Origin of the sequence: Nocardioides sp. NPDC101246 (assembly GCF_044767415.1) — a bacterium.
Lineage (GTDB): Bacteria > Actinomycetota > Actinomycetes > Propionibacteriales > Nocardioidaceae > Nocardioides.
Genome location: NZ_JBIWNX010000002.1, coordinates 255320 through 281690, shown reverse-complemented (window position 1 = coordinate 281690; position 26371 = coordinate 255320). Strand labels below are relative to the sequence as shown.

The window sequence follows — 26371 nt, the reverse complement described above, 5'->3', positions numbered from 1 at the left end:
CACGCCACAGCGACCTCACAGCCACTGCACAGCAAACGACCGCATGATGGAGTCATGACTGCTGGAGGACAGGATCTGACCCGCGCCGACGGCTCGCCGCTGCGGGTGCTCGTCGTCGACGACGAGGTGAACATCGCCGAGCTGATCGCGATGGCGCTGCGGTTCGAGGGCTGGGAGATCACCATGGCCCACTCCGGCTCCAAGGCCGTGGCCGCCGCGAAGGAGACCGCTCCGGACGCGATCGTGCTCGACTGGATGCTGCCCGACTTCGACGGGCTCGAGGTCCTGCGCCGGGTACGGTCGACCAACCCGGGCGTACCCGTCCTCTTCCTCACCGCCAAGGACGCGGTCGAGGACCGGGTCGCCGGGCTGACCGCGGGCGGTGACGACTACGTGACCAAGCCGTTCTCGCTCGAGGAGCTCGTCGCCCGGCTGCGTGGGCTGATGCGGCGGGCCGGTGCGACGCGGGTCGAGGAGCACTCGGTGATCCGCGTCGGCGACCTGACGATGGACGAGGACTCCCGCGAGGTGCACCGTGCCGGGGAGGAGGTCAGCCTCACCGCGACCGAGTTCGAGCTGCTCCGCTTCCTGATGCGCAACCCCCGCCGGGTCCTGTCCAAGGCCCAGATCCTCGACCGGGTGTGGTCCTACGACTTCGGCGGCCAGGCCAACGTCGTCGAGCTCTACATCTCCTACCTGCGCAAGAAGATCGATGCCGGGCGCGAGCCGATGATCCACACCATGCGCGGCGCCGGCTATGTGCTGAAGGCTGCTGAGTGAGCAGCCGTCTGAAGCGACTGGTCGCGCCGCTCAGCTCGCGCCTGGTCATCACCGCGGTCTCCCTGGTGCTGGTCGTCTCGCTCCTGATCGCCACCTTCGCGACGATCGCGCTGCGCGAGACGTTGATGGACCGTCTCGACCGGGACGTCAAGGAGATGGCGATCTCGGTGAGTCGACCGCGACCCGCGGGGATGCCCAACATTCCACCGGGTGCGATCCGAGCAGTCTTCCCGGTGTCCTCCGCCGCGAGCAGCCAGATTGGCGGGTTCGACCCGGACACGGAGGACGAGCTGTCCGAAGCGGACCTCGACATCCTCGAGGACGTACGCGTCGATGCCCGACCACACGATGTCGACCTTGACGAAGGCACCTACCGAGTGGTCGCCCAGTCCGGCTTCATCGGCACGGGTGAGCAGGCGGTGCAGGTCGTCGGGATGTCGACCGACGAGGTCGACAACACCATCGAGAGCCTGATCTTCTGGGAGGCCCTGCTGACCCTGCTGGGCGTGGTGGCTGCCGCGGGCGCCGGCTACGTCATCGTGCGCCGACAGCTCAGCCCGCTGCGCGAGGTCGCCGCCACCGCGCACACGGTGGCCGCGCTGCCGCTCTCCTCCGGGGAGGTCTCGGTGACCGAGCGGGTGCCCGAGCGGCTCACCGACGACGACACCGAGGTCGGCCAGGTCGGCGCCGCGCTCAACTCCCTGCTCGACCACGTCGAGACCTCGCTGGCCGAACGGCACCGCAGCGAGCAGCAGGTACGCCAGTTCGTCGCCGACGCCTCCCACGAGCTGCGCACCCCGCTGACCACCATCCGCGGCTACACCGAGCTGGCCCAGCAGCGGCCCGAAGCGGTCCCGACGGCGCTCGGCAAGGTCGAGGAGGAGTCGCTGCGGATGACCGCGCTGGTCGAGGACCTGCTCCTGCTCGCGCGCCTCGACCAGGGCCGCCCGCTCGCCCGCGACTCGGTCGACCTGACCCGGCTGCTCCTCGAGGCCGTCGACGACGCCCGCGTCGTCGACCCCTCACACACCTGGCGGCTCGAGCTTCCGGCCGACGCCGACTCCGGTGAGGCCGAGGTGATCGTCACCGGCGACGCCCAGCGACTGCACCAGGTGATCAGCAACCTGCTCACCAACGAGCGCCGGCACACGCCCGCCGGCACCACGGTCACGGTCCGCGTACGTCCTGACGGGTTCGACGTCCACGACGACGGCCCAGGCTTCCCGCCGGCCCTGGTCCCGCACGCGTTCGAGCGCTTCACCCGCGCCGACGAGGCCCGTCAGCGCGACGGCGGCGCCGGCCTCGGCCTGGCCCTGGTCCACGCGATCGTCACGTCCCACGGCGGCACGGTGACCCTGGCAAGCGCCCCGGGCGACACCACGATCGGCGTACGCCTCCCGCGCTCGTCCGAGGGGTGAGGTGGGGTTTTCCCTACCCGGTTCGGCGCCTTGAGCCCATCGTGGGTGAGCGCCGGGTTCCTTAGCGTCGAAGGGTGACATCAGCCACCCGAAACCCCAGGAGCCACCCATGACCACACCCGCTCTCGAGGTCACCGGCCTCACCAGGACCTACGGCACCGGCGCGGCCGCCGTGGCCGCGCTCAACGGACTCGACCTGGCCTGCGCGCCGGGCACGTTCACCGCCGTGATGGGGCCCTCCGGCTCCGGCAAGTCCACGTTCCTGACCTGCGCCGGAGCGCTGGAGCAGCCGACGGGTGGCCGGGTCGTCATCGCCGGCCAGGACGTCACCGAGCTGAGCGAGGCACGCCGGACCAGGCTGCGCCGCGAGCGGATCGGGTTCGTCTTCCAGGGCTTCCACCTGCTGCCCTACCTCACCGCCGAGCAGAACGTCGCGCTGCCGCTGCGGCTGGCCGGCGGCCGGATCGACGCGGCGGCCCGCCGCCGGATCCGCGAGCTGCTCGACCGCGTCGGCCTGGGCGATCGCACCGGCCACCTGCCGGCACAGCTCTCCGGCGGCCAGCAGCAGCGGGTGGCGATCGCCCGAGCGCTGGTGACCGGTCCCGACATGGTCCTCGCCGACGAGCCCACCGGAGCCCTCGACTCGCACACGGCAGCCTCGGTGCTGGCCCTGCTCCGGAGCCTCGTCCGCGAGCTCGGCGCGACCGTCGTGATGGTGACCCACGACCCCGTCGCCGCCGCGTACGCGGACAGCGTGGTCTTCCTCGTCGACGGTCGCGCCGTGGGGCGGATGGACAACCCCGCCGCCGAGGCCGTCGCCGGCCAGATGGCGCATCTGGACGAGCTCACCGCCCGGACCGAGCGGGAGCTGGTGTGATGTTGACCCTGGCACTGCGCTCCTTGCGCCACCGCGCCACCGCCATGACCGCGACGTTCGTCGCGATCCTGCTGGGCACTGCGGTGATGGGTTCGTTCACGCCGTTGATCCAGGTGGCCCTCGATTCCGGCACCCCGGCCGCCGAGCGGGAGACCCTGCTCGTCCTCGGGGGAGTGGTCGGCGCCTGGGGCACCGTCATCGCGCTCTTCTCGATCGTCTCCACCGTCGGGGTCACCGTCCGGCAGCGGGAGGTCGAGATCGGCCTGCTGCGCACCGTCGGCGCCGAGCCCCGTCAGGTCCGCGCGCTGGTGCGGGCGGAGACGCTCGTGGTCGCGCTCGTCGCCGCCGTCCTCGGCGCCGTCGTGGCGAGCCTGACCAGCCGAGCGCTCCTCGAGCTGCTGCAGTCCGGTGGCGTCGTCAGCGAGCAGGTCGCACACTCGGGCGGCGGGGTCGCGCTCGCTGCGACCGTCGTCCTGCTCCTGCTCGTCTCCCTGGCTGCTGCCGGCCTGGCTGGATCACGCGCCTCCCGAGGGCCGGCGACGGTCGCGCTCTCCGAAGCCAGGACCGGTACGGGACGGATCGCCTGGTGGCGGTGGGTGGTGGCCCTGGTCGCCGTCGGTCACGCCACGACCATGGTCGTGATGACCATGGTCACGGGCAAGGACGCCGCCGACCCGTACGACGCGATGGCGATGACCGGCTCCCTCGGGCTCCTGGTCGCAGTGGGGCTCGCGGCGCTGGCACCGCTGCTGCTGCGGGCCGGAAGCTGGCTGCTGCGGCCGCTGCTGGGCGGCACGAGCGGGCACCTGGCGGCGTACAACACCTCGCGCAGATCGCACCTGCTCGCCGGGGTGCTCGCGCCGGTCATGGTGCTCTCCGCGGCCGCGGTCAGCATCCTGATGCTGGTCGGGATCGACGAGCGTACGCTGCCCACCGGTCTGCCCCCGGAGGTCACCGAGGGCTACGAGACGATCAACCTGCTCAACAACGTGGTCACCGCGATGATCTGCGCGTTCGCCGCGATCATGGTCGTCAACGCCTTCGCCGCCCTCCTCGCCGACCGGCGCCTGGAGCTGCACAGGCTGCGGTTGCTCGGCGCCACCCCCGGCCAGGTACGCGGCTCCATCCTCGCCGAGGCCGGTGTGGTCGCCGCGGTCGGCACCGTCATCGGTCTGCTCGCCGCGCAGGCGACGATCGTCCCGTTCGCCTACGTCCGGGGCGAGGGCGTGGTTCCCGACGCGCAGCTCTGGCTGCCGCCCCTGCTGGTGGCCGGCGCCGTGGCGCTGACACTGGCCTCGGCGGCCGGTGCGACGAGCCGGGCATTACGCACGACGTCCGGCGCCCGCTGATGTCAGACTCACTCCTGATGGCCGAATGGGATGCACCGATCCGGACCGTGCGACCGGAGCCGTTCAGCGGGCAGGCGCTCGTCGAGCGGCTCCGGCTGACCGGACTGTCGCTGGGCTATGCCCTGATGATGGCGCCCGCCCTGGTGCTGGTGATCCTCACCGTGCTTTCGATCCCGCTCGGGCTGGTGTTCGGGGTCGGCATCGGGATCGCCCTCGGTGCGGTGCCGGCCACCCAGGCCGTCGCCGGAGTGCACCGTCGTGTGAGCGGCATGCTCCTGGGGGAGAGGATCCCGGAGACGTACGCCGACCTGAGCGCGCGGCCAGTCCTGAGCCGGCCGTTCCGGTGGCTTCGGGAGAAGGCCCGGTGGCGCGACTTCGCGTTCTGCTGCTTCTCCACGACCGGCGGTTTCGTGCTCTCCCTGCTCCCGGTCGCGTTCCTGACCACGCCGCTGACCTGGCTGGTCCTGGCGCTCACCGGGATCGACTGGATGGTCTGGATGCTGCTCCTGCTCACCGGTCCGCTGCTGCTGGTGTGGTGGGTGATTACCCCGGGTATCGTCCGGGCGCGGGCGCTGGCCGAGCGAGGCATCTTCGGCCAGGGCCAGGTCGCCGCGCTGGCCGCCAGGGTGGAGAAGGTCGAGTCGACCCGTGCCGAGACGCTGGACCACTCGGCCGCCGAGCTGCGCCGCATCGAGCGTGACCTCCACGACGGTGCCCAGGCCAGGATCGCCGCCGTCGGGATGAGCGTCGGGCTGGCCGAGAAGCTGATGGCGACCGACCCGGACGCCGCTGCCGAGCTGCTGCGTGAGGCCCGTGAGACCACGGTGTCCGCGCTCGAGGACCTGCGTGGAGTCGTACGCGGCATCCTGCCGCCCGTGCTCGCCGACCGTGGCCTCGTGGGAGCCGTCCAGGCCCTCACCGCCGGACTGCCGCTGCCGGTCACCGTCGCCATCGACCTGCCCGGGCGCCTGCCCGACCCGGTCGAGTCGGCGGCCTACTTCGCGGTGGCCGAGTGCCTGGCCAACGCGGTCAAGCACTCCGGTGCCGACCGGGCGTTCGTACGCGGCAGCCACAACGGGCAGCGACTGCGGATCGTGGTGGGCGACAACGGCCGCGGCGGCGCCGAGGCGACCGGACACGGGCTCGCCGGGGTCGCGACCCGACTGGCGGCCTTCGACGGCACCCTCGAGGTCGAGAGCCCCTCCGGCGGCCCGACCCTGATCACGCTGGAGGTGCCTTGCCGGATCTGAGGGTGGTCCTGGGCGAGGACCAGGCGCTGCTCCGCGTCGGCCTCACCCGGATCCTCGAAGCGGGCGGGATCGAGGTCGTCGAGGCCGTCGACAACGCGCCCGCCCTGGCTCGGGCCCTGGTCCGGCCCGACGTGGACGCGGCCGTGGTGGACGTACGTCTCCCGCCGTCCTTCACCACCGAGGGCATCACCGCGGCGATCGAGGCCAGACGGGCGCGGTCGGGGTTCCCGGTGCTGGTGCTGAGCCAGTACGTCGAGCCGCTCTACGCTCGCGACCTGCTCGCCGGGGGAGAGGGCGCGGTCGGCTACCTGCTCAAGGACCGTGTCGCCGACGTCGACGCCTTCCTCGGGGCGGTACGCCAGGTCGCCGGCGGCGGGACCGTCCTCGACCCGGAGGTCGTCGCCGCGCTCCTCACCCGCCGGGAACGCCCGCTCGACCGGCTCACCGAGCGTGAGCGCGAGGTGATGACGCTGATCGCCGAGGGTCGTTCCAACGCCGCCGTCGCCGCCCGGCTCTTCGTCACCGAGAAGGCGGTCGGCAAACACATCAGCTCGATCTTCACCAAGCTCGACCTGCCCCAGGCCGGCGACGACAACCGCCGCGTCCTCGCCGTCCTGGCCTGGCTCAACGACACCTGAGCGAGACGTCACCCACGTCGGCCGAGGCGTCACGTACGTCGGCCGAAACGTCGCACTGGTGCCGGCTCGGCCGACCGTGGTGACGCCTCGGCCGACCGGGGTGACGCCTCGGCGAGGATGGGTCAGTCGTCGGCGGCGGCGGCCGGGGCCAGCCCCGGCAGGTCGAGCATGCGCTGCAGGGCGAGCTTGGCGTAGCGCTCGGTCTCGGGGTCGACCTCGATGCGGTTGACGACCTGACCCTCGACGAGGGACTCGAGGGCCCAGACGAAGTGGGGGAGGTCGATGCGATTCATCGTCGAGCAGTAGCAGACGGTGCGGTCGAGGAAGACGATCCGCTTGTCCGGGTGGGCGTTGGCGAGGCGCTTGACCAGGTTGAGCTCGGTGCCGATCGCCCAGGCCGACCCGGCGGGAGCGGCCTCGATGGTCGAGATGATGAACTCGGTCGAGCCGACCAGGTCGGCCTTGAGGACGACCTCGTGCTGGCACTCGGGGTGGACCAGGATCTGCACACCCGGGATCTCGGCGCGCAGGTCGTCGATGGTGTCGGGGGAGAACCGGCCGTGGACCGAGCAGTGGCCCTTCCACAGGATCACCTTGGCCGCCCGGAGCTCCTCGGCGGACAGGCCGCCGCCGGGCTTGAGCGGGTCCCAGACCACGCAGTCGCCCAGGGACATGCCGAGCTTGAGCACGGCGGTGTTGCGGCCGAGGTGCTGGTCGGGGAAGAAGAGCACCTTGGCGTCGGACTTCTGCTCGAAGGCCCACTCCAGCACGGCCTGCGCGTTGGACGAGGTGCACACGACGCCCTCGTGGCGTCCGCAGAACGCCTTGATGTCGGCGGAGGAGTTCATGTACGTCACCGGCACGACCTGCTCGGCCACGCCCGCCTCCTCCAGCGCCGCCCAGGCCTTCTCGACCTGGCCCAGCCGCGCCATGTCGGCCATCGAGCACCCGGCCGCCAGGTCGGGGAGGATGACCGCCTGCGACGGCGAGGTGAGGATGTCGGCCGACTCGGCCATGAAGTGCACGCCGCAGAAGACGATGTACTCCGCGTCCGGGCGGGCGGCGGCGTCGCGCGCGAGCTTGAAGGAGTCCCCGGTCACGTCGGCGAACTCGATGACCTCGTCGCGCTGGTAGTGGTGTCCGAGGACGAACACCTTCTCACCGAGCTTCTCCTTGGCGGCGATCGCGCGCTTGACCAGGTCGGGGTCGGAGGCCGCCGGCAGGTCACCGGGGCACTCGACGCCACGCTCGGAGTTCAGGTCGGTGCCGCGCCCCAGGGGGAGCAGCGGAAGGTCGACAGTCGTCATGATGACGATAATACATGGATCGCCGGTGCTGCCCGCTAGACGCCCAGAATCGCGTCGACCATGGCGACCTGGCCCGCCCGTGACCCGGAGCCCGGGTCGAGGACCGCGACCACCTGCGCCCCGATCAGGGTCGTCATCAGCAGGTCGACCGATCCGGGGACGTCGGTCGCGGGCACCTCCCCGGCGTCGACGGCCTCCTGCCAGTGCCGCCTCATGCGCTGCTTCCAGGCGGCCACCGCGGTGTTGTTGACCGTGGCCAGGGCGTCGTCGTTCATCGCCCGCTGCCACAGCGACATCGCGATCCGTGCCTCCAGGGCGGTGTCCTGCGCGAGCGGCATGATCTCGTGGCACATCCGGCGCAGGGCGGTGAGTCCGGTGCGGCGGTCGACGGACGCCTCGATGCGCTCGTTGGTGGCATCGAGGACGTGCTCGTAGGCCGCCCGCAGGATCTCGTCCTTGCCGGCGAAGTAGTGGCTGAGCGCGCCGTTGGTGTAGCCCGCCTCGGTGGCGAGGTCGCGCATGTTGACGCCGTCGACGCCGCGCGCGGCCAGCAGTCGCCAGGCGGCCGCGATGATCGCGCGGCGGCGCTCGTCGTGATCGACCAACCGTGGCATCAGGCTCCTTCCGAGGCGGCCTAAAGGTCTTACCGATGTCGGCGGACGCGTCGCCGATGTAGCGTGCGTCACATCTTTGGTTCTACGTCCGTTGAACCATAACGCATCAGGGAGTACCCATGGTCGACACCACACCGTCGGAGGCACCGGCCACCGCATCGTCGTTGAAGGGCTCGATCGGCGTCGCCGGCATCGTGTTCCTCGTCATCGCCGCAGCCGCACCGCTCACCGCGGTCGCCGGCTCCCTGCCCGTGATGATCGCCCTCGGCAACGGGGCGGGCGCCCCGATGGCGTACGTCGTCGCGGCTGCCGTCCTCCTCGTCTTCAGCGTCGGCTACGCCGCGATGAGCCGCTCGGTGACGGACACCGGGGCGTTCTACGCGTACGTCACCAAGGGGCTCGGCACCTCGCCAGGACTGGGGGCGGCCGCGCTGGCACTGCTCGCCTACACGACCATCCAGGCCGCCATCTACGGCCTCGCCGCCGCGACGATGCGTGACGTCGTCCTGCGGTTCGGAGGTCCGGACCTGCCGTGGTGGCTGTGGGCCGGCGTCCTGATCGCTGTCGTCGCGCTCCTCGGCTATCGCAGCATCGACCTCGGGGCGAAGGTGCTCGGCATCCTGCTCGTCGCGGAGATCGCGCTCATCGTGATGCTCTCCGCCGCCGTCCTGCTCCGGGGAGGGGCTCAGGGCGTCGACGTCGCCTCGTTCACCCCGTCGTCGTTCTTCTCCGGCTCGCCCGGGATCGCCCTCATGTTCGCGATCGGCTCCTTCGTCGGCTTCGAGGCCACGGCGATCTACGGCGAGGAGGCCCGCGATCCGAAGCGGACCGTGCCGATCGCGACCTACGTCGCCGTCGGCACGATCGGGGTCCTGTACGCGGTCGCGAGCTGGGCACTGGTGCTCGCGTTCGGGAGCGACCAGGTGCAGGCCGCCGCGCAGGCGGACCCGGCCGGCCTCACCTTCACCGCCGCTGCCGCGTTCCTCGGCGGCACCGCCGCAGACGTGATGATGGTGATGCTCGTGACCAGCCTCTTCGCGGCGCTGCTGGCCTTTCACAACGCGATCGCGCGCTACGTCTTCGCCCTGGCCCGCGCCGGGCACGCCCCGCGCCCGGTGATGGGCGTGCACCAGCGGCACGGGTCCCCGTACGTCGGCTCGCTGGTCCAGACGGCGACGGCCGTCGTCCTCGTGGGTGCCTTCGCGCTGGCCGGCGCCGACCCGGTCCTGGAGCTGTTCACCTGGATGGCCGGGGTCTCGATCGTGGCGATCCTCGCGGTCATGCTCCTGACCAGCGTCGCGATCGTCGTGTTCTTCCGGCGTGAGGGTGGCGACACCCGGTGGTGGCACACCCGGGTCGCGCCCGTCCTGGGAGCGATCGGGCTCCTCGGCATCTCCGCGCTGGTGATCGACAACTTCACCACCCTCATCGGCGGCTCCACCACGCTCGCCAACGGCTTCCTCGTCGCCGTCGTCGTGACGTACGTCCTGGGCGCTCTCGTCGGCCGCAGACGCCCCGCACGCCGTGGCTGACCGCCGCCTCCGACCCCACCCCGACCACTCGACCACAGGAGCACCCATGTCCCCGAACCCCACCTCCGCCCGGCCCTCCGTCATCGTCGTCGGCGCCGGCTTCTCCGGCCTCGTCGCCGCCCGCGAGCTCGAGGCTGCGGGCGTCGACGTCCGCATCTATGAGGCCCGCGACCGGATCGGCGGGCGGGCCTGGACCGACGAACGCCTCGGCGGGCACGCCCTGGAGATGGGTGCCACCTGGGTCCACTGGATGCAGCCCTTCGTCTGGACCGAGATCACCCGCTACGGCCAGCAGATCCACCCCAGCCCCGACATCGAGGCGGCGTACTGGGTCAGCGAGGGTGCGGTCCGTCGTGGCACCGAGCACGAGCTCGACGAGAAGCTGGCGCGGCTGCAGGAGGTGATCTTCGAGGGCTCGCGAGAGCTCTTCCCCTACCCGCACGACCCGCTGTTCGTGCTCGAGTCCGAGGACACCGACCCCGACCTGCGCGAGCGCTTCCTGGCCGCGGACAAGGGCAGCGTCCTCGACTGCCTCCGCACCGGCGGTTTCAGCCAGGAGGACATCGACCTCGCCGACTCCTACTGGTCAGCCGGCTATCAGGGCTCGACCGCGACCGCGTCACCGCTGATGGCGAAGCACTGGGCCTCGCTCAGCGACCACCGCAGCTCCCTGATGGACGAGCAGACCCTGCGGTTCAAGCTGACCCGTGGCATGCGCGGACTCTACGAGGCCATCGCGGCCGACCTGCGCTGCCCGGTCGCCCTCGCGACGCCGGTGCGGTCCGTCGACCACGACGAGAACGGTGCCCGGGTCGTCCTCGCGACCGGCGAGCAGATCGAGGCCGACGCGGTCATCGTGACCGCGCCGATCGGGGCGCTGGGGAACATCGAGTTCACCCCGCCGCTGAGCGACCTGCAGCGTGAGGTCGTCGCGGAGGGGACCAACTCGGTCGGCTTCAAGATCTGGATCAAGGTCGCCGGACGGCACTCGGTGATCGCCGGGGCGCCGGGGGACAACCCGATCTCGCTGCTGCGCAGCGAGTACTTCCTCGAGGAGGAGGACGCCACGATCCTGGTCGGGTTCGGGTCGGACCACACCAGGATCGACCTCGAGGACATCGGGTCGGCCCAGCGTGCTGTCGACGTCTGGGACGCCGGCCTGTCGGTGATCGACTGCGGCGGCCACGACTGGGTCGCCGACCCGTGGTCGGGCCAGACCTGGGCCACGGTGCGCTCCGGCCGGTTCATCGACGGCTGGAGCCACTTCAACCAGACCACGACCCGGCTCCACCTGGCCGGCGCCGACTTCGCCCAGGGATGGAACGGTGTCGTCGTCGACGGCGCGATCGAGTCGGGGATCACGACCGCCCGGAAGGTGATCGCCGACCTGCGATGAGACCCGCCTCAGGCGCGCAGGGGCCGGACGGCCTCCCAGGCAGGGTCGGTGTCCACCCGGGTGACGACGTCGCCGTGGACCCAGCCGTCCACCGTCTCCTCGAGTCGTTGCGGGGCCGAGGTGGTGGGGTCGACGTAGGCGTGCAGAAGGCGTACGCCGTTGGTCGTCTCGTGCGCCACGACGCGGCCGTCGGGGCCGAGGGTCGAGGCGAGCCGGTCCTCGAGCTGGTCGAGCTCGAGCAGGGCGTCGGGGGAGGGGAGACCCCGCTCGGCGAAGCCGACGTAGGGGACCATCACGCCGACATGATGGGTCAGGTTGGGTGCGGTGACCGGGTGCAGGGGCACGACCGCGCTCGCGACCACCGGCCCCTGCGGGCTCTCCCCGTGGAGCAGCACCCAGGCCGGGTTGCCGTCGGGGTCGACGTACTCCGTACGGAGGTTGCCCACGGCGACGCGCAGCCCGTCGAGGCCGAAACCATCGCGGGGACGGGCGGCGGTCGTCTCGACCTCGCCGATCCACAGCTCCGTGCTGGACTCGCCCAGCGCCGTGTCGAGGGCGTGGAAGGCGACCTGGAGGCGAGCGTCGTCGGCGAGCTCGGGGAAGGCCGGGTGGAAGAGGGTGAGGTCGAAGTGGGCGCCGTTCTGCCGGGCGGCGACCAGCACGTCGGCCAGCCGGATCGCGGCGCCGCCGGGGGTGGTGAGCACCGCCTCGACCGGATCGTCGACCGGCGGGCGCTGGTCGCTGAACTCCCAGGCCGAGACGTCGTCGGGCTCGGGGGCGGCGAGCAGCCAGCGGCGGGCCAGCGCGCGATGGTCCGGGTTGCCGCCCGCCGAGACGACCAGCAGCCGGCCGCCCAACGGCCCGGGCCCGACCTCCCAGCTCAGGCCCGCCTCGATCGCGTCGATCCGTCTGGCCAGCAGTGCGACCAGAGCCTTCTGGTCATCGGCGTCGAGCGCCGCACCGCAGGCCAGGGCACCCTTCTGGGCCCACCAGCTCCAGAAGCCATTGATCCGCCTGGTCTCTGAGTCGCCGGCGCCGCGTCGCCCGAAGATCCGCACGAAACGACCTTAACGCGACGCATGCGGAATGTTTACGACACCGAGAACATCAGGTGGAACGCGTCGTGCTTCCGTGCGCGGGTAGGTTTCGGCCATGCGAGTGCTGATCGCCCCCGACAAGTACGCAGGCACCCTCACCGCCGCCCAGGCGGCTGCCGCGATCGCGGAGGGCTGGCGGCGTACGGCGCCCGGTGACGAGCTCTCGCTCGCGCCGATGGCGGACGGCGGACCCGGTTTCCTCGAGCTGCTGCGCGAGGTGCTCGACGGCGACCTCCACGAGGTCGAGGTCGCAGGCCCGCACGGTGAGCCGGTGACGGCACAGGTGCTGGTCCAGGGAGAGACCGCCTACGTCGAGTCGGCTCAGGCCGCCGGCCTGCACCTCACCGGTGGAAAGGGGGCCGAGCAGGCGAGCTCGTACGGAGTGGGCCAGCTGCTCCTCGCCGCCCGTGACGCCGGAGCGAGCACGGTCGTGGTCGGCCTCGGCGGTTCGGGCACCAGCGACGGGGGAGCGGGGCTGCTCGCCGCGCTGGGCGCCGGCGCCGACCGGCCGCTCGACGCCGGTGTCGCCGGGCTCGAGGGCATCACCGAGGTCACGCTCCCCGAGCCCCTGGGCCTCGAGATCGTGATCGCCAGCGACGTGGACAACCCGCTGACCGGGCTCTTCGGTGCGATCAAGGTCTACGGCGAGCAGAAGGGGCTGGCCGAGGAGACCATGCCCCGCTGGGACGGCGTGCTCCAGGACCTGGCCGCCGCCACCTCGCGCAAGACCGCGACCGAGAAAGGGGCCGGAGCGGCCGGCGGGATCGGGTTCGCACTGCTGCTCCTCGGCGCCACCCGCCGGCCGGGGTTCGACGTCGTCGCCGACCTGCTCGGGCTGCCCGAGCTGGCCGCCCGGACCGACCTGGTGATCACCGGTGAGGGATCCTTCGACCCGCAGAGCGCCGCCGGGAAGGTGCCGGCCGGGGTCGCCAGGCTGGCCGAGCAGGTGCTGCGTCCCTGCATCGTGCTGGCGGGCAAGGTCAGCATGAGCGGGCGGGAGATGCGTACGCTCGGCATCGACGCCGCCTACTCCCTGGTCGACATCGTCGGCGAGGAGCAGGCGATCGGCCAGGCGTACGACTCACTGGCTCGGGTCGCGGCCAGAGTGGCCCGGACCTGGTCCGTCGACCATCGGGAATAACCGAGGATGTGCGACGATTGACCCTGAGACACACCCGCACCCACGCACAGGGAGCCCAGCTACATGACCGAGCAGACGACCGAACGCCGCGCCGACTCCATCAACCTGAGCGACGTTGCCGCCGGGAAGGTGAAGAGCCTCCTGGAGCAGGAAGGCCGCGACGACCTGAGCCTGCGCATCTCCGTGCAGCCCGGTGGCTGCTCCGGCCTGCGCTACCAGCTCTTCTTCGACGAGCGCACCCTCGACGGTGACGTCGTCACCGACTTCGACGGCGTCTCCGTCGTCGTCGACCGGATGAGCGTCCCCTACCTCAACGGCGCCATGATCGACTTCGTGGACAGCATCGAGAAGCAGGGGTTCACCATCGACAACCCCAACGCCACCGGTTCTTGCGCCTGTGGAGACTCTTTCCACTGAGCCCGACCTGGCCCAGTACGTCAGCAGCCCCTGCCACAGGCAGGGGCTGCTGGTATTTGGTGGCCTCCGTCGGGAGGCCGAGACCATCAGGTCAGCGCGAGATCGTCGGCGACGTTGCCGCACGCCTCGAGCATGGCGGTGTCGTTCGGCTCGCGGGACTGCATCCGCACCGTCGGAGCCGCGCGCACGGCGTCGCGGGCCCGTGGCGCCGGCAGGCGCAGCGCGCTGTCGGCGGCGGCACAGTCGGCGCAGAGCTGCGCGGGGCTGTCGAGGTCGTCGTACGGAACGCGCATGTCGGTCATGCAAACGACGGTAAGCACTACCAACGGGTAGCAGAAGGCGGACTCGGCGGTAATATTTCATCTCCCGTCCACGGCCGAGCCTTAACATCGCCCGAGGTCTCGCCGGTAGGGTTCCGCGCATGTCCGGTTCACTCCTGATCGCAGGCTCCATCGCCACTGACCACCTGATGAGCTTCGGTGGAAAGTTCGCCGATTCGCTGGTCGCCGACCAGCTCGACAAGCTCTCGGTGAGCTTCCTGGTCAACGACCTCGAGATCCGCCGCGGTGGCGTCGGCGCCAACATCTCCTTCGGCTTGGCCAACCTCGGCCTGGCGCCGGTGCTCGTGGGCGCGGTCGGCGAGGACTTCGCCGACTACCGTTCCTGGCTCGAGCGTCACGGCGTCAACTGCGACCACCTGCACGTCTCCGAGACGCTGCACACCGCCCGGTTCGTGTGCACCACCGACACCGCGATGGCGCAGTTCGCGAGCTTCTACCCGGGCGCGATGGCCGAGGCGCGCGAGATCGAGCTCGGCCCGATCGCCGACAAGGTCGGTGAGCCGTCGTACGTGCTGATCGCGCCGGACGACCCCGACGCGATGAAGCGCCACACCCAGGAGGCGCGTCAGCGCGGCTACACCTTCATCTCCGACCCGAGCCAGCAGCTCGCGTTCGGCGACGGTGAGCTCATCCGCGAGCTCGTCGACGGCGCCGCCTACCTGTTCACCAACGAGTACGAGTCGCACGTCCTCCAGCAGAAGACCGGCTGGTCCGCCGAGGAGGTCCTGGCTCGCGTCGGCACCCAGGTCACCACGCTCGGCAAGGACGGCGTACGCATCCAGCGCAAGGGCGAGGACGCGATCGAGCTGCCGGCCGCGAAGAACGTCGACGCCGTCGAGCCCACCGGAGTCGGCGACGCCTTCCGGGCCGGGTTCCTGGCCGCGCTGGTCTGGGACTGCGAGCTGGAGCAGGCCGCCGAGGTCGGCTGTGTCCTGGCCGCCTACTGCGTCGAGACCGTCGGCCCGCAGGAGTACTCCTTCACCTCCGAGGAGTTCGTGGCCCGGGTCCGAGAGTCCTACGGCGACAGGGCCGCGGACCAGATCGCTCCGCACATCAAGAACTGAACCTCGTCAGCTGAGGCGGCGTATCCGGTAGACGGGTACGCCGTCTTCTGCTTCCACCTCGCCGACGAACTCCTGCCCGCGCATGCGGGCCCAGGCGGGTACGTCGTGGTGGGCCGCCACGTCGTCGGCCGCGACGGCGATGACCTCGCCGACCTCGACGTCGCCGAGGTGGCGGCCGAGCTCGATGATCGGTCGCGGGCAGGCCTGCCCACGGCAGTCGAGGGTGACGATCGGCGCGCTCACAGGCCCGCCTCGGCGCGTAGGTCCTTCACGATCCCGGGCAGTGCGTCGAGCACGCGCTCCACATCCTCTCGCGTCGTGTCGCGGGTCAGCGACAGCCGAACGTTACCGTGTGTCAGCGCTCCCATGGCGGCAAGCACGCGAGAGGGTTCGCGGGTATCGGACGTGCAGGCCGAGCCGCTCGCGACACCGGCGCCGATGCGGTCCAGCGCGGTCACCAGCGCCTCGCCGTCGACGTACAGCGCCGAGAAGGTCACCAGGTGGGGGAGCCGGTCCTCGGCAGGGCCGGCGACGTCCACGTCGGGGATCTCGGTCCTGACCCGCTCCCTGACCAGCGCGACGAGCTCGTGCTGGCGGGCGTTGACCTCGTCGCGCTCGGCGACGACCGCCTGGAGCGCTGCCGCGGCGGCCAGCGCCCCGGGGATGTTCGTGAACCCCTGATCCGTACGCGACCACTCATCGCCGGGGAACGGCCAGCGCCAGCGGGCGGCCCTGCGCACGACCAGCACTCCCACGCCACCGGGGCCACCCCACTTGCGGGCGGAGCCGGCGATCGCGTCCCCGACCGAGGGCAGCGGCAGCCGTCCCATGGCCGCGCCGGCGTCGACGAAGAGGGACGCCGGGCCGGCGGCGGAGGCGACCTCGTCGAGGGGCTGGAGCGTGCCGACCTCGTGGTTGGCCTGTTGGACGGCGACCACATCGACGTCTCCGGCCCGCACCGCCTCCCGCACCGCGGCCACCTCTACCCGTGCCTCGCCGTCGACGGCCAGCTCGGTGACGGGGGAGCGCTGCGACCATCGTGCGGCGTCGATGACCGCCTGGTGCTCGACGGCACTGTGACCTATGCCACGTGATCCGAGCCCCAGCAGCCCCGCGTGCACGGCGGCGGTGCCCGAGGATGTGAAAAGCACCTCATCGCGACGGACCCCCAGTGCCTCGGCGACGACCTCGCGGGCGTTGGCGAGCAGCAGCCCGGCGTTGCGGGCCGGCCGGTGGAGGCGGCGAGGGTCGGCGTACCCCTGCTCTGCCGCGGCGAGCAGCACTTCTCGCGCGGCAGGATGGAGCGGTTCGGCCGAGGCGGCGTCGAGGTAGGTGAAGCGGTCGGTCACAGAAGCCAACGGTAGCCATACGCGACATGAGGAACCCCTGAAGATGAATCCGGAGTCGCTCGCGGTAGTCTGCCGACATCTGAGTGTTCGCATGAGAGAGAGGCTCGTAGTGGGTCTGCACTTGCCAGGGGCCGGATCGACTCCGTCCCACGCCCGCGCCCGACGTGGTGCGCTGGTGGCGACGCTGACGGCCGGCGCCCTCCTGCTGAGTGGCTGTTCGGACGAGGCGGCGCGCTTCGGCTTCCCCGAGCCACGTTCCGAGCAGGGGGAGCACAACCTCGCCCTGTGGCAGGGCGCATGGATCGCCGCGTTGATCACGGGTGCCCTGACCTGGGGGCTCATCTTCTACGCCATCTGGCGCTACCGGCGCCGCAGCGACGCCGACGTCCCGGTCCAGACGCGTTACAACCTGCCATTGGAGATCTTCTACACGATCGCCCCGGTCCTGATGGTGATCGTGTTCTTCGACCACACCGTCAAGGTCCAGAACGAGATGCTGGACAACGGCAACCCGACCAACGTGATCGAGGTGACCGGCCAGCAGTGGCAGTGGACCTTCAACCACGGCATCGGTGAGCCCGACCTGAGCGCCGACGAGAACCTCGTCGACGACGAGTACCCCTACGACAAGTACGGCTACGTCGTGGGCACCGGCTCGCACATCCCGACGCTGGTCCTCCCCGAGAAGACCACCACGCGGTTCAACCTGCGCTCGGCCGACGTCATCCACAACTTCGGCGTCCCGGAGTTCGGTATGCGGATGGACGTCGTCCCGGGTCGGGTGAACCACTACTCGATCACCACGAAGGAGGCCACGGCCACCTTCGACGCCAACGCGGAGGACCTCATCGAGGGCACCACCTTCCGCGGGGCGTGCTACGAGCTCTGCGGCGTCTACCACGCCCGGATGATCTTCAAGGTCGCGATCCTCTCCGAGAGCGACTACAAGTCCTACGTCGACACGCTGGCGCAGAACGGCTTCGAGGCCGACCGCCCGCTGCTCGGTGGTGGCAAGTCCACCCGCCCCGCTGACGACATCGCGAACCACGAGGAGGAGGGCGAGTGACCGCCACCGCTGCACCCCCGGTCGCCGGCGGTCGCAAGCCGCTCGGCAAGCAGATCTACCAGCTGCTGACCACCACCGATCACAAGCTGATCGGCAAGATGTACCTGGTCACGTCGTTCGTCTGGTTCCTGATCGGCGGCCTGATGGCGCTGCTGATGCGCTCGGAGCTGGCCTTCCCGGGTCAGCAGGTCGTCAACGACGAGCTGTTCAACCAGCTGTTCACGATGCACGGCACGATCATGCTGCTGCTCTTCGCGACGCCGCTGTTCTTCGGCTTCTCCAACGTGATCATGCCGCTGCAGATCGGCGCACCTGACGTCGCCTTCCCGCGGCTCAACATGTTCAGCTACTGGCTCTACCTCTTCGGCAGCCTGATCGCGGCCAGCGGCTTCCTCACCCCGACCGGTGCGGCCGACTTCGGCTGGTTCGCCTACACGCCGCTCTCCAGCGCGCAGTACTCGCCGGGTGTCGGTGGCGACCTGTGGATCATGGGCCTCTACATGGCCGGTCTGGGCACGATCCTCGGCTCGGTCAACTTCATCACCACGATCATCTGCATGCGGGCGCCGGGCATGACCATGTTCCGGATGCCGATCTTCACCTGGAACACCCTGGTCACGTCGCTCCTCGCGCTGATCGCGTTCCCGATCCTCGCCGCGGCGCTGCTGATGCTCGAGTCCGACCGGCAGTTCGGCTCCCACGTCTTCGACGCCGCCCATGGTGGCCCGATCCTGTGGCAGCACCTGTTCTGGTTCTTCGGTCACCCCGAGGTCTACATCATCGCGCTGCCGTTCTTCGGGATCATCACCGAGATCCTCCCGGTCTTCAGCCGCAAGCCGATCTTCGGCTACATCGGCCTCGTCGCCGCGACTCTCGGTATCGCGATCCTCTCGGTGGCGGTGTGGGCGCACCACATGTTCGTCACCGGCGCGGTCAACCTGCCGTTCTTCTCCGGCATGACATTCCTGATCGCGGTGCCGACAGGTGTGAAGTTCTTCAACTGGATCGGCACGATGTGGGGCGGATCGGTCAGTTTCGACACCCCGATGCTCTGGTCGATCGGCTTCTTGACGACCTTCCTCTTCGGTGGTCTGACCGGCATCATCCTGGCGAGCCCGCCGCTCGACTTCCAGGTCTCCGACTCCTACTTCGTGGTCGCGCACTTCCACTACGTGGTCTTCGGAACCGTCGTGTTCGCGATGTTCGCCGGCTTCTACTTCTGGTGGCCGAAGATGACCGGCCGGATGCTCGACGAGCGCCTCGGCAAGGTCCACTTCTGGCTGCTGTTCGTCGGCTTCCACGCGACCTTCCTGGTCCAGCACTGGCTCGGTGTCGAGGGCATGCAGCGACGCATCTCCGACTACCTGCCCAGCGACGGGTTCACCTTCCTGAACCAGTTCTCGACGGTCGGCGCGTTCCTGCTGAGCCTGTCGATGCTGCCCTTCTTCTACAACCTCTACGTCTCCCGCAACGCCCCCAAGGTCGAGGTGGATGACCCCTGGGGTTGGGGCCGCTCGCTGGAGTGGGCCACCGCCTGCCCGGCGCCGCGCCACAACTTCGTCTCCATCCCGAGGATCCGTTCGGAGTCCCCGGCCTTCGACCTCCACCACCCGGAGATCGCCGCGCTGGAGAACGAGGACGACCTCGCCTCCACCAGCTCCAACAAGGAAGGCTGACCCCGATGAAGTCTGAAGCCTGGATCTTCGTGGTCTGCACCGCCTTCATGGTGCTGGTCACGCCGGCCTACTGGTTCGTCACCGCGGCCTCCGAGGAGGGCGGCGACTGGACCGGCACCTCGGCGCTGGTGATGTGCACGCTGCTGTTCGCGATGATCACCATCTACCTCGGCTTCCACGCCATCAAGATGGACCCGCGGCCCGAGGACCGCGAGGACGGTGAGATCGCCGAGGGCGCCGGGGAGTACGGCTTCTTCCCCCCGTTCTCGTGGTGGCCGCTGTGGGCGGCTCTCACCTTCGGTCTGGTCGTCCTCTCGGTCGCGATGGCAGCCTGGTGGCTCCTCATCATCGCCGCCGTGCTCGGTCTGCTGGCCCTCGCCGGCTGGAACTTTGAGTACTACCGAGGCGAGTTCAAGCACTGAGCAGATGAACGCCAACGGGGCCCGATCCACCATGGATCGGGCCCCGTTTCCATTCTTGGGCAGCTCTTGGTGATGCCCGGTAGGGTTATCGCGCCCACGCCCCGGTTCGGGGCGCGGGGGTAAATGAATCAGGTCTGGAGCAGCCTCACCGTGTCAACGCAGTCACCGTTTCACCGTTCGTCCCTGCTCGCCCGCCGCCGGGTGCTGTTGACCACGGCAGCGGCGGCTCTCGCGCCGGTGCTCGCCGCGTGCGGGGCGGACTCGGCCTCGAAGGAGCCCAAGAAGCCCGCCGAGCCGACGGTGCAGATCACCCCCAACATCGAGAACGACGCCACCGGCGTCGCGGTCGACAAGGTCGTCAAGGTCGATGTGGCCAAGGGGCGTCTCGACGAGGTCATGCTGACCGGTGCCAAGGGCACCAAGGTGCGCGGCACGATGACCGAGGACGGGCTCAGCTGGAGCGCGGGGGAGGTGCTCGAGCCGACCGCCTCCTACATCCTGGCGGTCACCGCCACCGGTGACGACGGGCTGGAGCAGACGAGCGAGATCAAGTTCTCGACCGAGGATCTCGGCCTGGACCGCCAGACCTTCCCGTCGATCGCGCCGCTCGACGGCGAGACGGTCGGTGTGGGGATGCCGATCATCGTGACGTACGACCTGCCGGTGAAGAACAAGGCGGCCTTCGAGAAGAAGATGATCGTCGAGTCGACCCCGAAGCAGGACGGGTCGTGGTACTGGGTCAGCGACAAGGAGGTGCACTACCGCCCGCGCACCTACTGGCAGGCCAACTCCACGATCAACGTGAAGCTCAACATCAACTCGGTTCCTGCCGGTGGCGGGATCTTCGGCCAGAAGGACCGTGAGATCACCTTCAAGACCGGTGACGCGCACATCTACCGGGCCAACGCGCAGACCCACCAGATGGAAGTCTTCAAGAACGGGCAGAAGATCAAGACCATCCCGATCACGACCGGCAAGGAAGGGTTCATCACCCGCAGCGGCGTGAAGGTGATCATCGAGAAGTTCAAGCGCAAGACCATGAACTCCGAGACCATCGGGATCAACCAGGGCGACCGGGAGTACTACAACATGGAGGGCGTGAAGTGGGCCATGCGGCTGACGTTCTCCGGAGAGTTCATCCACGGCGCGCCGTGGTCGGTCGCGCAGCAGGGCAACGCCAACGTCTCCCACGGCTGCACCGGGATGAGCGACGAGAACGCCAAGTTCCTCTACGACATGACCCGCCGCGGTGACGTCGTCGAGACCGTCGGCACCAACCGGGAGATGACCTTCAGCAACGGCTGGGGCGACTGGAACACCTCCTACGACGAATACCGGGCGGGGTCTGCGCTCGCCTGATCGCGGCACGCCGTCTCACCGGCGTGAGCCCGATCGCCCGATGTGAGTCGATATTCTGCACTGCAGTAAATAACGTGTGACATCGAGCGGTTCGCGCTTGCCCTCAGAAGCCGCATTACCTACGTTCCGAAGAACACGTAATCGCGTTGCGCGACGCCGACCCCCGACGGCCCCGCGCTCTGGAAGGTGGGCTCGTTTTGCCTCGGCCGGTGCTGCTTCTCGACCTGGACGGCACGGTGTGTCTCGGAGACACACCGGCACTTCTCTACGCCACCCGGGTGGCGGACCTCACCGACGCCCCTGAGGCGCTTCTGACGACTGCGGAGGCCTTCCTCGGGCAGAGACTGCCGGAGACTGCTCCGAGGACGCTGACGGGCGCTCAGGACGGCTATGAGGCGGTCAAGATCCTCGGCCTGGCGGCCGGGGTCTCCGAGGAGCAGCTCAGTGCCGCGTACGTCTCGAGCCGGGCGGCGATCAGCGAGCATCCTGGTGACATCCGCACGCCCGAGGGGCTGGTCGAACTGCTCGGCGGGATCGACGCGCACCGGGTGATCCTGACCAACTCGCCCGGCGGCAGCGGGCTGGACGCGATCCTGGAGCACCTCGGCGTACGCGACGTGGTCGACGAGGTGCGCACCGACGCCCTCAAGCCGACCCGGATGAAGGGCCACCTGGACGCCTTCCTCGAGCACGTCGGCGCCGCCGACACGCCGGAGTGGTTGATGTCGGTGGGCGACATCTGGCGCAATGACCTTGCCCCCGCCGTCGAGCGTGGTTGTGTTGCTGCATACGTTGACGCCTTCGACCGCCGGCAGGGACCGGCCCATGTTCGTGCAGGATCGTTCGTGGACCTGTACCCCGCAGTCTCGGACTGGTCGAATGACCCGTCATCCTTCATAGCAGCTCACCCCCTCAAGGAGTCTGTCCGATGTTGAGAACCCCCCGGTTGCTGGCGGTCGGTGCCGCCGCATCGCTCGCCCTCTCGCTCGCCGCCTGCGGCGAGGACAGCACTGCGCCCGCGGAGGACCCCGAGGAGATCGTGCTGTCGCTGGTGCCCTCCGGCGACGTCGACTCGATCACGGAGAGCGCGAAGGGCCTGGAGTCGTTCCTCAGCGACAAGATCGGGATCCCCGTACGCGCCGAGGTGACCGAGAGCTATGCCGCCGCGATCGTGGCGATGAAGGCCGACCAGGCTCAGGTCGCGATGCTCGGCCCGATCGGCATGGTCCAGGCCGAGGACCAGGCCGGTGCGGTGCCGGTCCTGCAGTCGGTGCGCTTCGGGTCGGGGACCTATCACACCCAGTGGTTCACCAACGACCCCGAGACCTACTGCGCCGACGAGGTGAAGGTGGTCGAGGGCTTCAAGTACTGCAACGGCACCGACGCCGCCGAGACCGGTCCCGTCGGCGAGGAGGCGATCGCCAAGATCGAGCCCGGCACCTCCATCGCCTTCGTCGACCAGGGCTCCGCCTCGGGCTACTACTACCCGGCCACCCAGTGGGGTCAGGTCACCGGTGGCGACGCCCTGGTCGACCTCGACGCCCAGTTCGCCGGCGACCACGACGCCGCGGTCCTGGCCGTGGCGCGCGGCGACTACCCGATCGGGGTGAGCTTCGACGACGCCCGCGAGGAGGTCGCGGCCGACGAGCCGAAGGTCGCCTCCGACGTCGTGGTCTTCGCCTACTCCACCGAGATCCCCAACGACGGCATCGTCGTCGCCGCCGGCCTCTCCAAGGAGCTGCGTACGAAGGTGACCGACGCGTTCACCGCGATGGCGAAGGACCCCAAGGGGCTCAAGACGCTGGAGGCGGTCTACGAGATCGAGGGTCTGGAGAAGGTCGACACCGCCGCGCTGAAGAAGGCGAAGTCCGTGGAGGAGAACTTCGGCGAATGAGCATCGTCTTCGACGACGTCTCGGTGGTCTACCCCAACGGAACCCGTGGCCTGGACAAGGTCTCCTTGACCATCGCGGCAGGGGAGTTCGTCGTGGTCGTCGGGCTCTCGGGGGCGGGCAAGTCGACGCTCATCCGCACGATCAACGGCCTGGTGCCGGTCACCTCGGGTTCGCTGTCGGTGGGCGGGACCGAGGTGGCCACGGCGCGCGGGCGACGACTGCGGCGGCTGCGCGCCGAGATCGGGATGATCTTCCAGGGGTTCAACCTGGTCTCCCGGCGCTCGGTGATGGGCAACGTGCTCACCGGCCGGCTGCACGCGCAGACGATGCTGAGGTCGGCCTTCGGCATGCACACCAAGGCCGACAAGGAGATCGCCTTCGAGGCCCTGGAGCGCGTCGGGATCGTCGAGAAGGCGTGGGTACGCGCCTCCCAGCTCTCCGGCGGGCAGCAGCAGCGGGTCGCGATCGCCCGGGCGCTGGCGCAGCAGCCGTCCGTCGTGCTCGCCGACGAGCCGGTCGCCTCCCTGGATCCGCCGACGGCCAACCTGGTGATGCGTGACCTGCAACGGATCAACCGCGATCTCGGTATCACCACTGTGGTCAACCTGCACTTCCTCGATCTGGCTCGGCGCTACGCTGACCGGATCATCGGCATGCGCGCGGGCCAGGTGGTCTTCGACGGCCCGGCGGCCGATGCCGACGACGATGTCTTCGAGAGGATCTACGGCCGCTCGCTGACCGCCGAGGACGTCTCTGCATGAGCGAGCGCCAGCGAGCGACCACATGAGCCAGGCCACCCTCGAGCGTGCGGACGGCGCGCCGAAGCAGGTACGTCCGGCGAAGCCGCCGCCGAGCCCGCTGCTCATCGGTGGCGTCCTCGGCGCCGTGGCCGCCACCGTCGTGGCCGGTTGGGCGATCGACTTCTCGCTCGCGCCCGTCATCGAGCAGTGGCCGATGCTGACGATGATCCTCGAGGAGGTCGTGCACCCCGAGTGGGCGGAGATCACCGACCCGTCCTCGCGGCTGTGGATCGCGATGAAGGAGACCGCGGCCATCGCGGTCATCGCGACCTTCGTCGGCTCATCGATCGCCCTCGGCGTCGCTCTGCTGGGCTCCAAGGTCAGTGCGCCGCCCGCAGTCTTCCGGGTCACCAAGTCGGTGATGTCGATGATCCGGTCGCTGCCAGACATGGCCTACGCGCTGGTCTTCGTCGCCGTCGTCACCGGTCCGCTCCCGGGGATCCTGGCGCTGACCATCTTCAACATCGGCATCGTCGCCAAGTTGACCGCGGAGAGCATCGACGCCGTCGACCCCGGCCCCCTGGAGGCGCTCGACGCGGCCGGGGCGACCCGCTGGCAGCGGGCCCGGGTGGCGATCGTGCCCGCCGTGCTGCCCAACTACGCCTCGTACGTCCTCTATGTCTTCGAGCTCAACATCCGCGCCTCCGTGGTGCTGGGGGCGGTCGGGGCCGGCGGGGTCGGGCAGCTGATCATGCTCTACTTCAACCGGGCCGACTATGCCCGGCTGGCGGCGGTAGTGATCGTCATCTTCGTGGTGGTCATCGCGATCGACCTGCTCTCCCAGTTCCTGCGCCGGAGGCTGGTATGACCTCGGCGACCGCGACCACGCGGCCGAAGCCGCCGCCGAAGTGGCCCTACACCGTGGCCGGGCTGGCGCTGATCGGCATCGTGCTGGTGGCCGGATGGTCGCTGGACGATGCCAAGTGGGAGCGGCTGCCGCAGTTCCCCGGGGAGATCCTGCAGTACGCCGGCCAGATGCTCGACGGCGTGCTCACCTGGCCGGGAGCGCATCCCGAGGGCCAGTCCGATCCGGACCTCACCTACGGTGACTGGTGGCTGCAGGCGCTGAAGCTGATGGGGGAGTCGGTGGCGCTCGCCTGGATCGGCACCTGCGTGGGGGCGCTGTTCTCGTTCCCGCTGGCGTTCCTGGCCGCCTCCACCACCGCGCCGCTGATCCTACGCGTGCCGGTGCGGCTCTTCTTCAACGCCATCCGCGCCGTCCCGGAGATCCTGCTCGCGGTGATCGTGATGCTGCCGCTGTTCGGGCTCAACCCGATGGCCGGGGCGATGGCGATCGGCATCCACTCGATCGGCTCGCTCGGCAAGCTGACGCTGGAGAACATCGAGGCGGTCGACCCACGCCCCGTCGAAGCCGTCACCGCGGCCGGCGCGACGTGGTGGCAGCGGATCCGCACGGCAGTCATCCCGCAGATGATGCCGGAGACCGTGGCGTTCTGGCTCTACCGCTTCGAAGTGAACATCAGGGCAAGCGCGATCCTCGGCGTCGTGAGCGCCGGTGGAATTGGTGCGTTACTAAACCGTGTCCTTCGGGGCCGAGAGTGGGAGTGGGGTGGAATCATGCTAGTTGTGATCATCATCGTGACGATCCTGGTAGACCAGCTGTCCGCAGCGCTGCGTCACCGGATCCTGCACGGCGCCGAAGCCACCGTGGTGGCGGCATGACGAGTGCGCCGGTTCTCCCAGCCATCAGGGCCGCGATGCCGCGGCTCAACCCTTCCGAGCGCGCGGTCGCCGAGGTCGTGCTGACCCGTTCGGAGTGGGCCATCGAGGCGACCACCGCCGAGATCGCCGCCGAGGCCTCCGTCTCGACCGCGACCGTGGTCAGAGCCGCGCAGAGACTCGGGTTCCGCGGCTTCCCGCACCTCAAGGTGCTGCTGGCGCGCGACCTGGGTACGGCCAAGACCGAGACGACCGAAGGAGGCAGCCCGCTGACGGTGGTGCGCTCCTTCTTCGCCGACATCGCCGACTCCGCCTCCGACATGGTCGGGCTCCTCTCCGAGGAGCAGGTCACCCGGGCCGTGGAGCTGCTCGCCGAGGCCCGCTCGATCCTGGTCGCCGGCACGGGCGTCTCCTCGCCGGTCGCCCAGGACATCGCGATGAGACTGGGCTCCCAGGGACTGAGCACCGTCGCGCCCAGCGATCACCTCGACCAGCTCATCCGGGCCCGTCTGCTCCAGCCGGGCGACGTCTGCGTCGTGGTCAGCGGCACCGGTGCCACCGCGCCCACCATCCAGGTCGCCCAGGCGGCCGTCGCCGGGGGAGCGGCCGTCATCGCGCTGACCTCCTTCACCGGCACCCAGCTGACCAAGCTCGCCGAGGTCGAGCTGGTCACCCCGCAGGGCGGTCGCGCCGGGTTCCGCCAGGAGCTCGACTCGATCATCCGGATCCCGCAGCTCATCCTCGGCAACGCGCTCGTCGCCGCCGTGGCGGCCCGCGACCCCGAGGCCGCGGCCAACGTACGTGCCCGGGTGCTCGAGGTCGTCGGCGGCGAGCTCGACCCGCAGGGCTGAGCCTGCGAGCCGAGTCGGCTCGTTCGTACACAGAGATCCGCCGAGTCGGCGCG

General features: G+C 69.8%; 27 protein-coding genes. 21 read left to right on the top strand and 6 right to left on the bottom strand.

The genetic code is table 11. From position 1 onward, the window contains the following. Positions 1–54 precede the first annotated feature (54 nt). The 6 genes from ACIRON_RS04475 (at position 55) to ACIRON_RS04450 (ending at position 6312) form a co-directional block, all read left to right on the top strand. Positions 55–780 carry a response regulator transcription factor gene (locus tag ACIRON_RS04475; protein ID WP_091049883.1) on the top strand — a complete coding sequence of 242 codons (726 nt, stop codon included), beginning with the start codon at positions 55–57 and terminating at the stop codon, positions 778–780. Beyond that, positions 777–2198 carry a sensor histidine kinase gene (locus tag ACIRON_RS04470; protein ID WP_402989470.1) on the top strand — a complete coding sequence of 474 codons (1422 nt, stop codon included), beginning with the start codon at positions 777–779 and terminating at the stop codon, positions 2196–2198. The genes ACIRON_RS04475 and ACIRON_RS04470 overlap by 4 nt, the downstream gene beginning before the upstream one ends. Positions 2199–2307: 109 nt before the next feature. Next, positions 2308–3075: an ABC transporter ATP-binding protein gene (locus tag ACIRON_RS04465; RefSeq protein WP_402989467.1), complete on the top strand. Its 768-nt coding sequence runs from the start codon at positions 2308–2310 to the stop codon at positions 3073–3075. Continuing rightward, a complete protein-coding gene (locus ACIRON_RS04460; protein ID WP_402989465.1) occupies positions 3075–4424 on the top strand; it encodes an FtsX-like permease family protein in 1350 nt (449 codons plus the stop codon). Before ACIRON_RS04465 ends, ACIRON_RS04460 begins: the two co-directional genes overlap by 1 nt. Positions 4425–4441: 17 nt before the next feature. Then, positions 4442–5674 carry a histidine kinase gene (locus tag ACIRON_RS04455; RefSeq protein ID WP_402989462.1) on the top strand — a complete coding sequence of 411 codons (1233 nt, stop codon included), beginning with the start codon at positions 4442–4444 and terminating at the stop codon, positions 5672–5674. Next, a complete protein-coding gene (locus ACIRON_RS04450; RefSeq protein WP_402989951.1) occupies positions 5671–6312 on the top strand; it encodes a LuxR C-terminal-related transcriptional regulator in 642 nt (213 codons plus the stop codon). The genes ACIRON_RS04455 and ACIRON_RS04450 overlap by 4 nt, the downstream gene beginning before the upstream one ends. A 122-nt stretch (positions 6313–6434) precedes the next feature. On the opposite strand, the gene nadA is transcribed toward ACIRON_RS04450, so the two are convergent. Both nadA and ACIRON_RS04440 read right to left on the bottom strand, forming a co-directional pair. Further along, a complete protein-coding gene (gene nadA / locus ACIRON_RS04445) occupies positions 6435–7619 on the bottom strand; it encodes a quinolinate synthase NadA (RefSeq protein WP_402989459.1) in 1185 nt (394 codons plus the stop codon). Positions 7620–7654: 35 nt separating this feature from the next. Beyond that, complete coding sequence (locus tag ACIRON_RS04440) at positions 7655–8233, bottom strand: TetR/AcrR family transcriptional regulator (RefSeq protein WP_402989456.1); 579 nt, start codon at positions 8231–8233, stop codon at positions 7655–7657. Positions 8234–8352: 119 nt separating this feature from the next. Here ACIRON_RS04440 and ACIRON_RS04435 point away from each other — a divergent pair, with 119 nt between their 5' ends. Next, a complete protein-coding gene (locus ACIRON_RS04435) occupies positions 8353–9765 on the top strand; it encodes an APC family permease (RefSeq protein ID WP_402989454.1) in 1413 nt (470 codons plus the stop codon). A 46-nt stretch (positions 9766–9811) separates the two neighbouring features. Beyond that, positions 9812–11161 (top strand): flavin monoamine oxidase family protein, encoded by a 1350-nt coding sequence (locus ACIRON_RS04430; protein WP_402989451.1) that lies wholly within the window; start codon positions 9812–9814, stop codon positions 11159–11161. An 8-nt stretch (positions 11162–11169) separates the two neighbouring features. Here the strand turns inward: ACIRON_RS04430 and ACIRON_RS04425 are convergent, their stop codons facing one another. After that, positions 11170–12219 (bottom strand): DUF695 domain-containing protein, encoded by a 1050-nt coding sequence (locus ACIRON_RS04425; RefSeq protein ID WP_402989448.1) that lies wholly within the window; start codon positions 12217–12219, stop codon positions 11170–11172. A 94-nt stretch (positions 12220–12313) separates the two neighbouring features. Between ACIRON_RS04425 and ACIRON_RS04420 the strand changes: the two genes are divergently transcribed. Together ACIRON_RS04420 and erpA are read left to right on the top strand one after the other, a co-directional pair. After that, positions 12314–13399, top strand: coding sequence for a glycerate kinase (locus ACIRON_RS04420; RefSeq protein ID WP_402989445.1), 1086 nt, complete (start codon positions 12314–12316; stop codon positions 13397–13399). A 63-nt stretch (positions 13400–13462) separates the two neighbouring features. Next, positions 13463–13816 carry an iron-sulfur cluster insertion protein ErpA gene (erpA, locus tag ACIRON_RS04415; RefSeq protein ID WP_091049906.1) on the top strand — a complete coding sequence of 118 codons (354 nt, stop codon included), beginning with the start codon at positions 13463–13465 and terminating at the stop codon, positions 13814–13816. 86 nt (positions 13817–13902) lie between these two features. Here the strand turns inward: erpA and ACIRON_RS04410 are convergent, their stop codons facing one another. Continuing rightward, the gene (locus ACIRON_RS04410) at positions 13903–14118 is read right to left on the bottom strand and encodes a hypothetical protein (RefSeq protein ID WP_402989442.1); all 216 of its coding nucleotides are present in this window, start codon (positions 14116–14118) and stop codon (positions 13903–13905) included. Positions 14119–14237: 119 nt separating this feature from the next. Here ACIRON_RS04410 and ACIRON_RS04405 point away from each other — a divergent pair, with 119 nt between their 5' ends. Then, positions 14238–15221 (top strand): carbohydrate kinase family protein, encoded by a 984-nt coding sequence (locus ACIRON_RS04405; RefSeq protein WP_402989439.1) that lies wholly within the window; start codon positions 14238–14240, stop codon positions 15219–15221. A gap of 6 nt (positions 15222–15227) precedes the next feature. Here ACIRON_RS04405 and ACIRON_RS04400 read toward each other — a convergent pair whose 3' ends face one another. Together ACIRON_RS04400 and ACIRON_RS04395 are read right to left on the bottom strand one after the other, a co-directional pair. After that, complete coding sequence (locus tag ACIRON_RS04400) at positions 15228–15464, bottom strand: sulfurtransferase TusA family protein (protein WP_091049914.1); 237 nt, start codon at positions 15462–15464, stop codon at positions 15228–15230. Next, complete coding sequence (locus tag ACIRON_RS04395; protein WP_402989436.1) at positions 15461–16570, bottom strand: cysteine desulfurase family protein; 1110 nt, start codon at positions 16568–16570, stop codon at positions 15461–15463. Before ACIRON_RS04395 ends, ACIRON_RS04400 begins: the two co-directional genes overlap by 4 nt. A gap of 175 nt (positions 16571–16745) precedes the next feature. Between ACIRON_RS04395 and ACIRON_RS04390 the strand changes: the two genes are divergently transcribed. The 10 genes from ACIRON_RS04390 (at position 16746) to ACIRON_RS04345 (ending at position 26318) form a co-directional block, all read left to right on the top strand. Continuing rightward, positions 16746–17636, top strand: coding sequence for a cytochrome c oxidase subunit II (locus tag ACIRON_RS04390; protein WP_402989433.1), 891 nt, complete (start codon positions 16746–16748; stop codon positions 17634–17636). Then, on the top strand, positions 17633–19312 hold the full coding sequence (ctaD, locus tag ACIRON_RS04385; protein ID WP_402989430.1) for a cytochrome c oxidase subunit I: 1680 nt from the start codon (positions 17633–17635) through the stop codon (positions 19310–19312). The genes ACIRON_RS04390 and ctaD overlap by 4 nt, the downstream gene beginning before the upstream one ends. A 5-nt stretch (positions 19313–19317) precedes the next feature. Further along, positions 19318–19734 carry a cytochrome c oxidase subunit 4 gene (locus ACIRON_RS04380; RefSeq protein WP_402989428.1) on the top strand — a complete coding sequence of 139 codons (417 nt, stop codon included), beginning with the start codon at positions 19318–19320 and terminating at the stop codon, positions 19732–19734. Positions 19735–19884: 150 nt separating this feature from the next. Beyond that, positions 19885–21093 carry an Ig-like domain-containing protein gene (locus ACIRON_RS04375; RefSeq protein WP_402989425.1) on the top strand — a complete coding sequence of 403 codons (1209 nt, stop codon included), beginning with the start codon at positions 19885–19887 and terminating at the stop codon, positions 21091–21093. Between the two features lie 209 nt (positions 21094–21302). Further along, positions 21303–22028, top strand: a complete 726-nt coding sequence (locus ACIRON_RS04370; RefSeq protein ID WP_402989423.1) for an HAD family hydrolase — start codon at positions 21303–21305, stop codon at positions 22026–22028. After that, complete coding sequence (phnD, locus tag ACIRON_RS04365) at positions 22022–22987, top strand: phosphate/phosphite/phosphonate ABC transporter substrate-binding protein (protein WP_402989421.1); 966 nt, start codon at positions 22022–22024, stop codon at positions 22985–22987. The genes ACIRON_RS04370 and phnD overlap by 7 nt, the downstream gene beginning before the upstream one ends. Further along, entirely contained in the window at positions 22984–23748 is a 765-nt protein-coding gene (phnC, locus tag ACIRON_RS04360; RefSeq protein WP_091049931.1) for a phosphonate ABC transporter ATP-binding protein, read from the top strand. Before phnD ends, phnC begins: the two co-directional genes overlap by 4 nt. A gap of 22 nt (positions 23749–23770) precedes the next feature. Further along, positions 23771–24595, top strand: a complete 825-nt coding sequence (gene phnE, locus ACIRON_RS04355) for a phosphonate ABC transporter, permease protein PhnE (protein ID WP_402989418.1) — start codon at positions 23771–23773, stop codon at positions 24593–24595. Beyond that, a complete protein-coding gene (gene phnE / locus ACIRON_RS04350; protein ID WP_402989416.1) occupies positions 24592–25470 on the top strand; it encodes a phosphonate ABC transporter, permease protein PhnE in 879 nt (292 codons plus the stop codon). Before phnE (ACIRON_RS04355) ends, phnE (ACIRON_RS04350) begins: the two co-directional genes overlap by 4 nt. Further along, a complete protein-coding gene (locus ACIRON_RS04345; RefSeq protein WP_091049949.1) occupies positions 25467–26318 on the top strand; it encodes a MurR/RpiR family transcriptional regulator in 852 nt (283 codons plus the stop codon). Before phnE (ACIRON_RS04350) ends, ACIRON_RS04345 begins: the two co-directional genes overlap by 4 nt. Positions 26319–26371: the final 53 nt, after the last annotated feature.

What these genes read in the sequence shown, in the direction of transcription:
- phnD (WP_402989421.1), top strand. Translation starts at nt 22,022, where the DNA reads ATGTTGAGAACCCCCCGGTTGCTGGCGGTCGGTGCCGCCGCATCGCTC.
- erpA (WP_091049906.1), top strand. Translation starts at nt 13,463, where the DNA reads ATGACCGAGCAGACGACCGAACGCCGCGCCGACTCCATCAACCTGAGC.
- ACIRON_RS04405 (WP_402989439.1), top strand. Translation starts at nt 14,238, where the DNA reads ATGTCCGGTTCACTCCTGATCGCAGGCTCCATCGCCACTGACCACCTG.
- ACIRON_RS04380 (WP_402989428.1), top strand. Translation starts at nt 19,318, where the DNA reads ATGAAGTCTGAAGCCTGGATCTTCGTGGTCTGCACCGCCTTCATGGTG.
- ACIRON_RS04460 (WP_402989465.1), top strand. Translation starts at nt 3,075, where the DNA reads ATGTTGACCCTGGCACTGCGCTCCTTGCGCCACCGCGCCACCGCCATG.
- ACIRON_RS04410 (WP_402989442.1), bottom strand. Translation starts at nt 14,118, where the DNA reads ATGACCGACATGCGCGTTCCGTACGACGACCTCGACAGCCCCGCGCAG.
- ACIRON_RS04420 (WP_402989445.1), top strand. Translation starts at nt 12,314, where the DNA reads ATGCGAGTGCTGATCGCCCCCGACAAGTACGCAGGCACCCTCACCGCC.
- ACIRON_RS04465 (WP_402989467.1), top strand. Translation starts at nt 2,308, where the DNA reads ATGACCACACCCGCTCTCGAGGTCACCGGCCTCACCAGGACCTACGGC.
- ACIRON_RS04435 (WP_402989454.1), top strand. Translation starts at nt 8,353, where the DNA reads ATGGTCGACACCACACCGTCGGAGGCACCGGCCACCGCATCGTCGTTG.
- ACIRON_RS04345 (WP_091049949.1), top strand. Translation starts at nt 25,467, where the DNA reads ATGACGAGTGCGCCGGTTCTCCCAGCCATCAGGGCCGCGATGCCGCGG.
- ACIRON_RS04440 (WP_402989456.1), bottom strand. Translation starts at nt 8,233, where the DNA reads ATGCCACGGTTGGTCGATCACGACGAGCGCCGCCGCGCGATCATCGCG.
- ACIRON_RS04455 (WP_402989462.1), top strand. Translation starts at nt 4,442, where the DNA reads ATGGCCGAATGGGATGCACCGATCCGGACCGTGCGACCGGAGCCGTTC.
- nadA (WP_402989459.1), bottom strand. Translation starts at nt 7,619, where the DNA reads ATGACGACTGTCGACCTTCCGCTGCTCCCCCTGGGGCGCGGCACCGAC.
- phnE (WP_402989416.1), top strand. Translation starts at nt 24,592, where the DNA reads ATGACCTCGGCGACCGCGACCACGCGGCCGAAGCCGCCGCCGAAGTGG.
- ACIRON_RS04430 (WP_402989451.1), top strand. Translation starts at nt 9,812, where the DNA reads ATGTCCCCGAACCCCACCTCCGCCCGGCCCTCCGTCATCGTCGTCGGC.
- ACIRON_RS04475 (WP_091049883.1), top strand. Translation starts at nt 55, where the DNA reads ATGACTGCTGGAGGACAGGATCTGACCCGCGCCGACGGCTCGCCGCTG.
- phnC (WP_091049931.1), top strand. Translation starts at nt 22,984, where the DNA reads ATGAGCATCGTCTTCGACGACGTCTCGGTGGTCTACCCCAACGGAACC.
- phnE (WP_402989418.1), top strand. Translation starts at nt 23,771, where the DNA reads ATGAGCCAGGCCACCCTCGAGCGTGCGGACGGCGCGCCGAAGCAGGTA.